We start from the raw sequence: 15,146 nt of genomic DNA, 5'->3' as shown, positions 1-15,146 counted from the left end.
AGCATCATGGGATAAGATTAGGACAACGAGAGATATCAAAAAAACAAAAATCAGTGGCACAATAACACACCATTCTCAATAACAGGCTCTCTCTTATCAAAAAACGTGGTAAAAAAATCAAATACTTCAGATATATCTTTTTATGATTCGATAAAAATTTTTTCTTTCATGAAATTTCGCTTTACGCGGCAAACTTCCTATGACCTAGAGAGTAAGATATAAAAAAAACCTAGCAATTGGATTTCAGAGCTTCAATTTCTAATAGTCTTTTTCATAAAAGATACCAATGCTAGAATTCTTTTCATTCCCTATCGCGCCTTTAGCTTTGAGATGACGTGAAATATCTAAATTAATTGTTCCTTTTGTCCTTCCATCTGATCCCGCCTCAAAGCCTAAATAAATGTTGTTGTGTATATAGCGTCCAACACGCAAACCCGTATTGCCCTTTTCATCAACGATAACATCAAGATCATCAAGGCCAATTTTAGAGCGTAGAGTATTCAATAAGGATGTATTAGAAGCACCGGCAAGCTCCGCTGCCGCTGCCGCAAGCTGTGCAATCTGGAATGGTGATAATTCGCTAAGAGAGCGATTAAAAATTAAACGCGCCAAAACTTCATCTTGCGGCAAGTTAGGTTGTGAAGAAAAATAAACATCAATATCATCAATTGTTCCGCTTACAGTAACAGTGACACGAATGTCACCACTGTTCTTGTTTGCCACAAAATAAACGGTAGGATTAAGATTCCCACTAAAACTCGCCTGTCCATGTTCAAAATTAAGGCGCTGGGAAAGAATATCAAAACGCCCACGAATCATCTGAAACTCACCAACAGGATGAACATCATTCAATGGGCCTGCTATATTGATGCGTCCTCCCAGTTCAGCGTCTAACCCGCGCCCACGTACAAAAAATTGATTGCGTGCACTAAGCCGCATATTTAACAGCACAACAGAAGAAGAGTCTTGAGAAGCACCACGGTTTTGACCAGAGCTTTTAACTTCAGCACGTTCAAGTGTTTTTTTTTATCGATTTTGTCAAATTTTTATTTTTAACATCAAGAAACTTCGCATTTCGAAAATGATCTGGAACCAAAACTTCAGCTTTTTCAACTGTGATATCACCACCAATAACAAGATTATCTAAAAAATGACCTGTCATTGTCATCTTGCCTGACAATGTTGCAAAAACCATCGAGCCATCATTATAATTGGCATGATCGAGATCAAACATCAAATCTGGTTGTAGATCATTAGAGATACGGCCTGAGGCAGATAATTTTCCGCCCTCTGAAGAAGAAGCTAACGCTTTTTCTATAAGAATATGGTCACCGTTTAATTTGCCTTCAATTGTGATATTGTTCAGTCCCAAGTTTGTTTTTGAATCAGAAAAACTACCATTGGTTACAGAAAAATTTCCTAGCAATTGTGGCTGTGATAATGTTCCTTGTAGAGTTGTATCAATTCTTGCTGTGCCCGTTACATGTGCACCACGTTTAGCTAACAAAAAATCCATAAAAGCAAGAGGCATTGTTCCATTAATGTTCAATTTGGTTGCTGAACCTTTTAAAGAAACAGGTCCATTAATGGAAAGATCGAGTCCTTTATCTCCTGCAGCTTGCACATTCTCAATATGAATAATCGACTTTTTGTAAGAACCACGAGCATGCATATTAATCAACAGAGGTCCTTTATGCGTCATAGCGGTAAAGCTTTGACTGGAAAGTTCAAAATCAACAGAGGGATCCTTTATTGTTCCACCAATATTAACCTTGCCGACAATCGTTCCTTCAAGCGCTTGCTTTTCAATAAAACTATTAACGACACGTGCAGACAAATCTTGCAAATTAACATGCAAATTAAGTGTGTTCTCCTCTAAAGAGAGACTTCCCTTAGCTTGTGCTTGTACTCCCTCCCCTGTTAAATTTGCATTCAAATTCAGATTTTCATCTACTGTCTTACCTGTAGCCGTGAGCATAAAAGGCATGATTTTCTTATCTTGAAGAGCAAGGGTTGTTAGCCCCTCACCTTTTATATCGTAGGTTATATCAGGTTTTTTTAAATGACCTCGAATCATCACTTGCCCTGTTACAGTACCAGCCGCTCCAAGATCAGATTTCCATAGATTCACTAAAGCAACAGGAAGCGCATTCATGTTAAGCTGCAAGTTAAGAGTCTCTCGCACATTACCTGCAAGCACAATCCTACCCCCATTAACCGCAACTTCTAATTCATTTACCGTCATTCCGTCTTTATCAAAAACAACCGTAGCCGATTGAGGTAATGTCATATGAAGATTAGATTGTTTTACATCTATCGTTTCAATCTGCACTTCTCGTTTTATCCCTTCTGAAAGTCCTACCATAGTCATATGTCCAGAAAGCTGTGCATTTGTGTTATTATGCAACATTGCTTGAACAGTAAAAGCTGTTTGCTCATTCTTTCTATTGGCCTGAGCATTTAAACGATTAACCACCATCAAAGGTGTTTGGATATGCTCTGCATTGATAAAACCTTCAAGCTGTGTCATGCCAAAAGGATCAAATATATCTGCTTTGACTTCCAATTTTTTAATTTTATTTTTTGCAAAACTTAAACGGCTAATATTCGCCTTTAAATTGGCTTTTTGTTTGCCATTTTGTTCATCAAAAATAAAATCTCCTTTTATCTTTCCGCTCCCTTCTTGTAAAAATAACGCAGCAAGATCTGAAATATCATCAGCATCAATATGCATAACGCCTTTTACCAAACCTTCTGTTTGAGAAAGACCACCCGTTATCTTTGCGCTTCCCCCTTTAATGTCGATATTTTCCAGTTTACGAATGTGATTAGAATCCTTAAAAGAAGCAGATAAAGATAACGGCTTGTTAGCAAAAGTTCCTTCACCCTTTATCGACCCTGTTAAAGAAGGGACTGATGATGTATTATCCATAAGTGTTTGTATCGTGAGTGTTGTTTTTTGAAGTTTTTTTCCAACCAAAAACGCTTCAGCAACGTGAGCCTGTGTGCTAAATTTTATAAGACTATTGCGCCCTCTCGCAGTACTACGGAGTGTGAGCGCACCCTTTATTCTTGGATCCACTTTGGTGAGATCAGATATTTGTGCAGACAAATCCATCTTAGCATTTTCATTTGAAAAATGACCATCTGCCTTTACGTTTGCATATTTATTTTTCAAATCCAAATGACGTAAAATGAAACCCATCTTGTTGTGTACAATACCTCCTGAAAGGGTCATTTTTCCTTTCAATAAACGATTAAAAGAGTCTGTGCCTATTTGCATATTATCGGCCATCCCTGATAATTCCAGATCAAAAATACCATCGATCAAGCCGATCATTCCCTTGGCTTTAATATCTGCACTTCCAGAGAGTGGCTGTTTACCAAACGCGCTAAAAGGAACGAGTGTTTGCGCTTTTAAACCAAGATCACCTTTAAAAACAAAGTGATCCATTTTTCCTTTTAACCAAGCAGAAAAACCCTGACCTGTAATACTCAAATCATGAATCAAAATGGGATTCCTAGAAACAATATCTGTATCTAAATGTATATCAACTGTTTGTCCTAGACCCTCTATCCGCGTGCCTTTACTATCTTCAATCCCTCGAAGCGTTCCCTTAACTTGAATGCCGACGTGACGAGAAGCAGGATTATCGAGGTTCTCACTCACTCCTCCCATAACAAAAAGTGCATCATGAATATGAATATTTTTATTGCGCAAATGATGTAAAACAAGCTGACCATTCCACGATTGTTGCCCCTCACGACCATAGTCAATATTCAAAGCAAGATTATCAGCATGCATTGGTCCTTCTGATGTTGTTAAACGCGTCGCTCCATTTTCCTGATCAAGAGCCATTTTGCCATCAATAAAAAGCCGTCGCAAAAAACCATCTGCTGTTATTTCAGCATTGGCAACAACATTCATCGCTTCACCCTCAATCACCATATGATCAAGGTGTGTCACACCTTTTTCTGTCATTCTTGCCTCTGCTTTTAACGTGACATCAGATTTAAAGAGACTCCGATATTGAGGAGGCATTAAAGAGCTAAGCGTGCCCACGAGTTTAGTAGAAAGACTGTGCCCTTCTGCAACGCTTGCAAGTATAACATCGCCATTTAAAATAGGATTGTGATCAACTTCTAAAGAAAGCTTGATAGGCAAATCATCAAAAGTACCATCACCTTTAATGGTAAAATTTAATGCTGGACGTTCTTCAATTTTAAAAATATTCGCCAAAATACCATTTTGCGGTTCATCAGCAGAAATATCAATTTTCGCTGTACGATTGCTCTTGGATATTTTTGTTAAAATAGAAAAAGATCCCTGTACATCTAGACGACGCGCTGCCAAATCAGCATCAAAAATTCCGTTGGCTAAAGTAAGACTCCCTTTTAAGGATACATCAGCAAAAAAATCAAAAAGTTCCTGTTCAAACATCACATGTTGAGCGGTAAGGGTATCGATAGAAATGGCAAGGGGTAATTTTGGTAAAGAAAGCTTCTTCGCTTCAAGAGAAGACATGAAAGAAGAATTGCCTTGTGGTTTGCGTAAAACTGTAACCTTTTCCAGAGAAAGCTGGTTAATATTCATGCGCCCCCTCAGCAAAGATAAACGGCTCCAATCCATTTTAGCATTGGTAATTTTAAGCCAGACACCTTTTTTATCACTCACAGTAATCGTATCAATTGATGTTTGAGAAGACAGTGCTCCTCGCACATTATATAATCGGACTTGGCGATTAGGCGCTGAAAGTCTGCGTTCAATTAAAGAAATAAACCATGAGCGATTACCCGCTGTCACTTCTCTAGAGGATGAATTGCCTCTTTGCGCAAAAACAAGAACACTCAGTAAAAAAAATAAAAATCCAAATAAGAAAGCCGATAAACGTACAGTTTTTTTCATTAAAATGCTTGTCCTATTCCCACATAAAAACCAATGCGAGGATCACCTTTCTCTCTCTTAAGAGGAACAGCTAAATCCACGCGCAAAGGCCCAAGACCTGTCATATAACGACCTCCAATACCAGCACCCCATTTAATTTTTTGAGAAAAATCAAATTGCGCCTTTTCCCCTACCAATCCTCCATCGAGAAAACTAACAAGCCCTATTTTATCATTTAAAGAAAAACGTAACTCTGTTGTACCCTCAACAAGTGATCGCCCACCAACAACAGCGTCATTATCTATTTTGATCCCAATATTGCGATAAGCATAACCACGAACAGACCCTCCTCCTCCAGCAAAAAAGAGTGTATCAGAAGGAACTTGTACTGTATTGCTTCCCAGAATTGTACCAAGCTTTGCTCGTGCGGCAAAAACAAAACGTTCCTTTTCATCTAGTGCCCAATAAGAACGACCTTCTACAGTCATTTTTGTTACAAAATTGTGAGAACGTATTTCATAAAAAGGTTCAATAAACACTTCACCATACAAACCTTTTGTCGTATTGAGCTTATTATTACGACTATCGTAAATCAAACTACTCGGTAAGCCTATCATTGTAAAATTACGGCTGCCAAAATAGATATCGCGTGAATAACCATTGGAAACTTCTACAGCAACTTGTCCCGAGAGATGACCATTAAAGATATGCGTTAAGCCCAGCTTCCCTTTGATGGCTTTTGTTGTGTAATTATCTAGAACCTCTTGCTGGATTTTTAGTTCTGATCTCAAGTCTGTATCAGGAGTAAATATACCAGGCTTTATAAAGATACCGCCAAGAAGATAATCAAAATTCTTTGGATTATATGATTTTTCTTTTTTGCGACCAATACCGCTTATTTTTGTCTCAATTTTAAGGTGTTCTGCGTGACCAAAAAGATTGTTATGCATCCAATAAGCTTCAAAACCAGCACCATCTAATGTTGAATAACCACCACCTATACCAAAACGACGTGGTTTGCGTTCTTCTAAAACGAGTGTAAGCGGTAAACTACCATCAGGATTTATTGTGTCCGCTTCTCGTATATTCATAGCACGAAAAACATTAAGTCGTGCAAGTCTTTCATTCGCCTTGGCTAATGCATCAGAGTCGTACTTTTGACCTTCTTTCAATCCCGTCATCCATGCAATATAGGCTGAATCTACACTTGGCTTCTTACTAATATTACGCACACGTAAAGGGCCATAATAAGCTTCTCGCCCAGGATCAACAGTAATCTGCGCATCAATGAGATGGGTAGCATGATCAGCAACGACCTCATTCTTCACAACTTGAGCCTTAGCATAACCTTGTCGACGCCACCCTTCAGTCGCCCATCTCTCTGCTTTCAAAATGGTTTCAGATTTGGCAATAGTCCCAATTTTATAACCCAATTCTTCAATTTTAGGCATTCTCTTGGTTTTATATTTTACAAATGGAGCAACTTTATCGATACCTGCGGTACTAAAAACATATTGGGGGCCAGCATTAATCGTAATAATAATATGAGATTGTGCAGGAAGCTGCGTTATCGGACTCAAATCAGCAACTTCTAACCCATTAATCTTAATACTAATAACACCACCATAACGCCCATCAGCATAAAGAGCAGAGAGAATTGTCCGATAATCTGAACGCGCTTTCGCTAACAAACCAGAAGAACTAAATGCTTTATCTTGATCAGAAACAAGAGAAGATACAGATTTAACGATTTTAATCCCTTCAGATGGTGCTCCCTGTGGTGCAACAACATCAACTTTATAAAATTTCTCTGTAGCGTTGCCATTATACGAAGAGGAATTTGCTTTCTTTTGACCAAAAAGAGGAATACCAAATAATTCAAACGCCGCAAGTGATTGAGGAAAAGCACAAGCGAAGCATAAACCTATCAATAGATTGCGTATGGTCCCTGATTTAAAAAAAACACCCACCTGATATACCACCAAATCAGATACCTTCAATACACTTCACATCACCTTATACTATAAATAGCGTCGTACTATAAATAGCGTTAAAAAAGAAAGATAAATATACCTTGCCCTAGATATTTCACATATTTAATCACATTTTTAATCACATTCTTTTCTTGTAAAACATAACATTTTCTTCCCTTAATATTTAAAATATCCAGCATGGCTGTGTAGCGTAAACAACCTTGCTTCTTTTTTTCCTACCATATTCACTTAACGCATTATAAATGATTTATTTAACCGCATGTAATCATGGTTAAATTTGTGCAAATTATTCTTCACAATTACACTAAAAAAAGCTTGCATAGATATATAGATCTCTTCACTGCAAAAACCATAGAGACTGCTTGATTTTTATGCAGAGATATGCTTGTCTCTGCTAAGCTGAAAGGGGGGAATAAACTGATGATCGCGCGTATTACAACTGTTGCTTTTCGCGGTCTAGAAGCAGTACCTGTTGATGTACAGGTCATGATTTCCCCTGGTAAAATAGGAATGGCTATTGTTGGATTAGCCGATAAAGCAATCGCTGAAAGTCGTGAACGGGTGCAGGCATCCCTTCATGCTTGTGGGCTTTCACTGCCTAACAAACGTGTGACTATTAATCTTGCACCAGCTGATTTACCTAAAGAAGGATCGCATTACGATTTGCCAATTGCTGTAGGCTTAATGCTTGCTATGGGGATTCTTCCTCCCGAAGTCGCACAAGATTACGTTATTTTAGGCGAATTATCATTGGATGGTTCTATCACAGCTGTCAATGGCGTTTTACCAGCCGCAATGACAGCTTTAGCACTCGATAAAGGACTGATCTGTCCCCATCCATGCGGACCTGAAGCAGCATGGGCTCATGAAGAGATGAATATTCTCGCTCCCGAAACTCTTCTTACCATGGTCAATCATTTTAAAGGAACCCAAATTCAAAAACGTCCACAACCACGCCAATATACCATTCAAACCGATCTTCCAGATCTTTGCGAAATTAAAGGACAAAAAACGGCCAAACGCGCATTAGAAGTTTGCGCTGCTGGGCGGCATAATCTTTTGTTTGTCGGTCCTCCGGGCGCAGGAAAATCTATGTTAGCGCAACGCTTACCTTCTCTTTTGCCCCCTCTTGATAGTCGTGAACTTTTAGATGTTTCTCTGATTGCTTCTATCACAGGAGAAACAAACCATAAGAGCATTTCACTCCATTGTCCGTTTCGTGCTCCGCATCATTCTGCTTCCATGGCTGCAATGGTCGGTGGTGGACTTAAAGGACGACCAGGAGAGGCTTCACTGGCGCATAATGGCGTTTTATTTCTCGATGAATTGCCGGAATTTTCTCCACAAGTTCTCGATTCTCTTCGTCAACCCTTAGAGAGTGGAGAATGCGTCATCGCCCGCGCGAATCACCATATCAGCTATCCTGCTCGCTTCCAACTCATCGCTGCTATGAACCCTTGTCGATGTGGTATGGCAGGAGAAAAAGACAATGTTTGTGCAAAAGGAATACGCTGCCAAATTGACTATCAATCCCGTATTTCTGGTCCTTTACTCGATCGAATTGATTTACGGATTGATGTCCCTGCACTCACAGCTATGGATCTTATGCAACCAGAACAATCAGAAAAAAGCTGTGATGTGGCAAAACGTGTGGCACAATGTCGTGCCATTCAAGAAAAACGTTTTAAAACATTGGGTCTTGACCATATTCGTACCAATGGCGATTGTCCTGCTAAAATCATCGAACAAATTGCCGTTCCTGACCAGAATGCTACTAAACTCTTACGAGATGTGAGTGAGAAAATGCGCCTTTCTGCACGCGCCTATCATCGCATCCTCAAAGTTGCACGCACCATTGCTGATCTCGAGGAAGCGGACCACCTATCACGCCATCATCTCGCGGAAGCTATTTCTTACCGGTTGGGCACTGAAAGATTAACGGCACATTCTTGAGAAAAATTTTTATCAATAAAAACCAATTGGAAAATAACGCAGATAAAGTTCCGCAAGCTTGCCATCATTTTCTAAAGATTTTAGAGCATAATTCAGTACATTAATTAATTTTTCGTTCTTTTTGGCAACAGCAAGCTGCATTCCCTGCCCCAATAACTGAGGAGCTATATACGCTCCTCCAATAAAATGACAGCAATCAGCTGATTTTGCATCATTTAGCCATAATGATAAAGCAAATCCATCATCAAAAATAAGATCAATTTTATGATCTTGGAGTGCTTGATAAAGCTCTGCCCTGTCTTTAAATCCTTGCCATTTAGCTTCAGGAAAATAACTATGGAACAGCTTTTCGTGAGCACTGTTAAACAATAATCCACTGTTTAAATATGTTAATTTATCGCTTATTGGTCCATCGAAATTTACAAATTGAGACGCTATAAATTGAGATGCAACAAATCGAGCTGGAAAACGTAAATAAGACCTTGTAAAAAAAAGATCTTTACGTGTTTTCATTGTTTCTTTTAAACCTGCAATGATAACTTCTGCACCACCATTTTTGACGTGATCTATGAGCTCTTGCCAAGGAACAACTTCTACCTCACAAACTGTTTCAAGGTTCAATTTTGCGCAAATAGCGCGCAATAAATCAATATTATAGCCTGCAAGATGTCCTGTTTTGTCAAGAAAATTAAAAGGAGGAAAATCAAATGTTGTTACAAAACGCAAACGCGTTATATCTTTTGTATCAGGCTGTAGAAAATGTTCATGCGCACCAAAAAAAGAGGGAAGCCCTGCTGTTGTTTCAGCTTCTACGAAAGAGGAAAATAAAAAACCCCATTTTACGAATAAAACTCCAATAAGAACATTGAGTCCCTTTATAAGTTTTTTTATTGGCAAAATTCTCCCCCCATGTTCAAAGTGATAATACAATTCTTCTCAACTATAATATCTAATGCACTTCACTGAAATATCTGTTCCTTTATGGATTAAAATCGCTGCTATTCTCCAAAAACTGTCAAAAACAACAGGTTCGCTCTCATTTTCAGAACAGATGGAAAGATGTTTTCTCGAAAAATCCTTAATGCAAATGCACAAAAGGAAATCCTTTGTAAGGAAGTGATTTTTTAGCCTGAAATGTCAATAAAAAACTGAACTCTCCTTGATTTTATTTTCTTCTAAGCATCTTTGTTAAACCAAGAATCTTTCTGATGTTTTTTACAAACGCAAAATTTTTCTTTAAAAAAACGCATTTTGATTTTTCTTCTATTAGACAATAAGCTGTATATATTTCTGGTTTCACCAGAGAGTTTTATCCAAATCCCTTACATACCCAAAATATGATGCGAAAAAATATCACCCGTTTAAAACATTATGTTAAAATGACACACAAAAATAACAGAATTCTATTAAATCATGCATTTCTACACCGTAGGCAAGGCATTGATTTATAACGATAATTCATCGTTTTGCATGTTGAATGAAACCCCCGAATATTGTAAGATTCTCTCATCTCAAATCATTTCATTTTGAATCAATTAAAGTCACTTATTTGCACGTCATAAGCGGGGTTATCGTGTGGGTAGAAAACAGTTTAGAAAGAAGTAAAAATGCCTCTTATGAATCGTCTCAATAGCAAGGGTTATCGCAACATTGGGGGCTGGCAAATAGTATGATGGTGCCGGCTTGCTCCTTCATAAGCGTAAAGATGGTGGTGCTCAATGGCTTTTACGTTATACCATACGTGGGCACCGTCGTGAAATGGGCTTGGGCGCTTTAAGAAATGGTATTATATAAAAAAACATAATAAAGTCAATATATTATATGTATTTATTTTATATGAATCCTCTTAAGAATCCACACTTTTATGCACGATTCAATTGACCATTTTTTACAAACAATAGCCATCTATAAACAGAGCATAAAAAGCAAATCATGATGCCAATGTTATAACACATGAGAGCATTCAAATGAAATGCAAAGCAGTTATCAGTCATAACAGGTCATAAATTTTACAAGACGTTTTTATCATAATAAATCGCATTGTTAAAACGATATGCTTTTAATGATAGAATGCAAAACACGTTTCAAAAGCTGTTTTGATAATACGGTTAAAGTAATAAATGCAATTTGAATTGGGTGATTAAGGACTCCTCAAAAATGAGGGCATCTTTTTTCATAAGCAGAGAGAAGTTGAGAGTTGATATAACTTTACAAAGCGTTTTGAGAAGGTGCTTTTTTTCAAATTAACCGCTTTAAAAATGAGGGCATTGTTATGAATAGGTTTTAAACCATCACAAAGCTAATAGGCTTTTAAATGTGATGATCTCAAAGAACGCTTTCATAATCATTCCTTTATATTATTTGGGATAAGTTTTTATAAAGCGAATACAAAGCTTGCAATATAATACGTTTTGTATATATGCATTTATTACTCCATTAGAGTTGAGACATGAAAGCCGCGTCACGTAAAATGGCACGGCTTTCTTTTTTGTATTCTTGTCTTTTGAAATGGCATGAAACCAACGCCCCCCGCATTTGTTATTATTCTTCAGTATCAACAATCTCGATAAGAATATCGCTCTTATTAACCTCCTTATTTTTTGGAACCTCTCTTATCTCACTTCTTCGATTCAGTTTTGCACGCCCACAAGCACGACCAAAGACCTTGATCGTATGGGAAACCTGAGCTTTTCCATAAACAGAGCCATAAATTTGTGCACAGCCACTCACTTTTGCATAATCATAAACCTTGCCATAAATCTTTGCACGGCTATTAACAACAGCATAGCCATAAACACGCGCAGTGCTAAAAAGACAAGCAGAGCCTAACACTCTAGCGTTGCCATAAAGCCTTGCATATTCAAAAAGATAACTATTATGAAAAAGATGCGCATTGCCATAAACATGGGCTTCAATTGAAACGCGACTATTGCCATAGACACGAGCCTTGCCATAAACATAGCCCGCCACATGCGCACTATCATAAACAAATGCATTGTCATAAATTTTTGCATATTGAGAAATAAACACCTTATCATGCACCTGAGCATTGCCATAGACAAGACCACAAATTTGCGCATTGCCTCGTATTTTTGCATTGTCATAAACACGGGCATGTTTATAAACCAATGCATTATCATAAACCCAGCAAAGACCGTTATGAGAAAGATTTTCTTCCTTTTCAATAAAGCCACCGAGTTGACCAGCCTTGACATCAGAAAAGCTTTTTAAAGCCTGAATGCGATAAAGCGTTGTAATTTTTTGTGTAATTTTATCTTTCAGTTGTTTTGTTTCATTAGTTAGTTTGTATTTTTTGGACATCATAAGACCCCTCACAATCTCTCTTGTGAAAAAAGTTGCATGGAAAATGTTGGAAAAAGGGAATGACCGCCGCGCTTTAAAGATTTAAAAAGGCTTTATTACGCAGCCAGATGATTTTTATTTCATTATCGGAAAGCAATTCGATATAAGACCTTGTTTCAATATCATCACGAGTCTTTTCTAAAATCATAACAATGCCGTGACTATTAGCATTTTCATAAATATGAACATAATTGACGACACGGGCGTGATCATAAATTTGTGCATTGCCATAGACATGGGCATGGTCATAAATGATCGATTTACCAAGAACGATAGCATTGCCATAGACATAACCAGCGATAATAGCGTTATGATAGACCCTAGCATTTTCAGAAACCCGACCTGAGTTTAAAACCAGAGCATTACCATAAACCCAGCAATTGCCATCATGAGAGAGGTTGCTTTCATTTTCGATAAAGCCACCGAGTTGACCAGCCTTGACATCAGAAAAGCTTTTTAAAGCCTGAATGCGATAAAATATGCGATTACCAAAGAGACGCGTTTCATTTGTAAGTGCAAATTTCTTTTGCATAGGAACAATCCTTATAGAATATGAGATTTGAAATGAAAGAATTTTGGAAAGCAGGCGCCCCCCGTGCCGTGATTTATGCTGCTTTATTTATGATTTGATCACAAATTTTGATATTACCATTCAATTTTTTTGTATCTATATATGAATTACCAAAAACACTCACTTTATTGCAAATGTATGTACCACCTGTAATTTTAGCATTGTCATAAATACAAGCATCATCACAAACCACAGCAAAAAACCAAACTTGTGCGTTACCAAAAATCTTTGCATTCCCATAAGCTTGCGCATAGCCAGTTAGCAAAGCGTTATCATAAATTTTTGCATTGCCTTTTATAACAGCCCTGTCAGAAACTTCAGAATTATTCAAAACACAGGCATGATTGTAAACAAAAGCCCTTCCAAAAACCCTAGCATTATCAGCAATTTTTGCATTGTCATAAATTTTTGCACAATCAAAAACCTTTGCATTGTCACAAACCGTTGCATTATCGAAAACGCTAGCATAATTGAAAATTTGCGCATTATCAGACACGACGCCATTGTCAGCAACCCACGCATCATCATAAACCCAGCAATTACCATCATGAGAGAGATTATTTTCATTCTCAATAAAACCACCCAATTGACCAGCCTTGACATCAGAAAAATCTCTTAATGCACGAATGCGATAAAGGGTACGATTACCAACGACATGCGTTTCATTTGTTAATTCATATTTTTTGGATACAATTTTAGATACATTTATAGTGGTCATAGGGAGCTCCCAATCTAAATAATGGATAAAATTTGAATGAAATGTTCTTAAGAAGGGGCGCCCCCGCCGCGCCCGCGGTGTTATTTACGCAGCTTGATTTGCATCTTCAGAATTGCAATCATATTGGTAATCATCATCATAACCATAATCATCATAATATTCATGACGATAATAATCATCCTCACTACCAAATTCAGGAACCGCTGCATCATAAATATCATCATCAGATGATAAAGAGGCGTCACTATGAATACAAGAATAACCAGATACGGTAGCCCCACAAACCACAGCATCATCAATGACATAAGAATTACCACAAATATAAGCAGCGCCGCTTATTTTTGCATTGCCTCCAATTTGAACATCATCACAAATCACGGCATCATCAGAAATATGAGCATGCCCACTTACAGAGGCGTTATCATAAATTTTTGCATTGCCTTCAATAACAACCGCCCCTTTAATATGAGCATTGCCATAAAGGCGCGCATTGCCCCCCATAAAAATAGATTCGAAAATAGCATTTCCATAAATTTTTGCATTGCCACAAACGTCTACAAAATAGCTTTTTACTTTTGCATTGCCTGAAACCTTTGCATTTTCAAAGACACGGGCTTTATCATAAACCCAGCAATTGCCTTTATGTGATAAGTTGCTTTCTTTTTGGATAAAACCGCCTAGATCCCCTTTTTTCACATCACCAAAGTCTTTTAAAGCACGGATACGGTACAATGTGAGACCAGTCATAAAATCCATTTCATTGGTCAATTCATATTTTTGGATGATTTTCTATTTTTAACAGTAGCGCTCATAGCTAGTGTCTCCTTTAGGTTTATAATGTTTTCAATTAGACACCCTATAAAGGCGCCGGGTGTTGAAAACACGGCCTAAAGTCCGTTGTATGCTTTCCCTATAAAGGTCTTGTATAGCATAACCACACCCGACAAGATCTTTATATACTAACAAGAGCATAAAAAACAGTCAGTTTTTTTATAAATGGGAAAGGTTGTTTCGTAACCCATCCGCTTTAGGTTAGTGTTTTCATCACTTGATTATTTATATAACAAAATACGTATTTATTGTCAACCATATTTTATTGTTTTTTGTGTTTTTTGTAATTATTTTTTTATGCCATTGTGTATAAATATGCGTCATATGCTTATGAATATTTTCTGTTTTATTGTCTCTATTTGACTCTATATTACGCAATTTCGTTATTTTTCTCTTTTAAACATCATAATAACTAAGAACGCTCTCATAATGCCTATTTTTAACTTTATAACGCATCATTATTTTTATGAGATAACTTGTGAATATTTTTGTGAATTTTTTATAAGAGGTTTGTAATTTAAACAGCTTTAATAGAGACCGCGTCTTTATAACCAGCGCTTTTGATTCAAATCTATTGTTTTGATTCATTCTCATAAAAGGATAATATGATCATGCGGTTTTGATTTTTATAAAAACATTTTGAATTCTTACATCCTTATCAAAATACCTTTTTATGGGCTTTTGTCTCTTTTATCAGTTTCATTAATATTATTGAAAAGACAATATCTTATAAGGAACATATGAATCTTTAAAGCCTTTCAAAAGACAGCTCGTGATTATGAGAAATGCTATCAAGGCTTTTATAGCTATTAATTTTATAAGTTTTGGGGG

General features: G+C 37.3%; 7 protein-coding genes and 2 pseudogenes. 2 read left to right on the top strand and 7 right to left on the bottom strand.

The window, feature by feature from the left end:
* Positions 1-258: 258 nt before the first annotated feature.
* Positions 259-4,906, bottom strand: a pseudogene (locus LNM86_RS12340) (translocation/assembly module TamB domain-containing protein).
* Positions 4,906-6,867 carry an autotransporter assembly complex protein TamA gene (locus LNM86_RS12335; RefSeq protein WP_241439024.1) on the bottom strand — a complete coding sequence of 654 codons (1,962 nt, stop codon included), beginning with the start codon at positions 6,865-6,867 and terminating at the stop codon, positions 4,906-4,908. Before LNM86_RS12335 ends, LNM86_RS12340 begins: the two are co-directional and overlap by 1 nt.
* Before the next feature lie 432 nt (positions 6,868-7,299).
* On the opposite strand from LNM86_RS12335, the gene LNM86_RS12330 reads away from it, so the two are divergent.
* Positions 7,300-8,832, top strand: coding sequence for a YifB family Mg chelatase-like AAA ATPase (locus LNM86_RS12330; protein ID WP_241437897.1), 1,533 nt, complete (start codon positions 7,300-7,302; stop codon positions 8,830-8,832).
* 12 nt (positions 8,833-8,844) lie between these two features.
* Here LNM86_RS12330 and LNM86_RS12325 read toward each other — a convergent pair whose 3' ends face one another.
* Entirely contained in the window at positions 8,845-9,729 is an 885-nt protein-coding gene (locus LNM86_RS12325) for a transporter substrate-binding domain-containing protein (protein ID WP_241437896.1), read from the bottom strand.
* Positions 9,730-10,439: 710 nt separating this feature from the next.
* Here LNM86_RS12325 and LNM86_RS12320 point away from each other — a divergent pair.
* Positions 10,440-10,614 (top strand): annotated as a pseudogene (locus LNM86_RS12320) (integrase); the annotation flags it as partial.
* A gap of 759 nt (positions 10,615-11,373) precedes the next feature.
* Here LNM86_RS12320 and LNM86_RS12315 read toward each other — a convergent pair.
* From LNM86_RS12315 to LNM86_RS12300, 4 genes are all read right to left on the bottom strand, one after another.
* Positions 11,374-12,153 carry a hypothetical protein gene (locus LNM86_RS12315; RefSeq protein ID WP_241439023.1) on the bottom strand — a complete coding sequence of 260 codons (780 nt, stop codon included), beginning with the start codon at positions 12,151-12,153 and terminating at the stop codon, positions 11,374-11,376.
* A 76-nt stretch (positions 12,154-12,229) separates the two neighbouring features.
* Positions 12,230-12,727: a hypothetical protein gene (locus LNM86_RS12310; RefSeq protein ID WP_241437895.1), complete on the bottom strand. Its 498-nt coding sequence runs from the start codon at positions 12,725-12,727 to the stop codon at positions 12,230-12,232.
* A 73-nt stretch (positions 12,728-12,800) separates the two neighbouring features.
* Positions 12,801-13,484, bottom strand: a complete 684-nt coding sequence (locus LNM86_RS12305; protein WP_241437894.1) for an LbetaH domain-containing protein — start codon at positions 13,482-13,484, stop codon at positions 12,801-12,803.
* Between the two features lie 84 nt (positions 13,485-13,568).
* Positions 13,569-14,240 (bottom strand): LbetaH domain-containing protein, encoded by a 672-nt coding sequence (locus tag LNM86_RS12300; RefSeq protein WP_241439022.1) that lies wholly within the window; start codon positions 14,238-14,240, stop codon positions 13,569-13,571.
* Positions 14,241-15,146: the final 906 nt, after the last annotated feature.

Source organism: Bartonella machadoae, assembly GCF_022559585.1.
GTDB lineage: Bacteria > Pseudomonadota > Alphaproteobacteria > Rhizobiales > Rhizobiaceae > Bartonella > Bartonella machadoae.
Note: the sequence above shows the minus strand (reverse complement) of the source record. Positions and strands in the feature narration are given on the sequence as shown.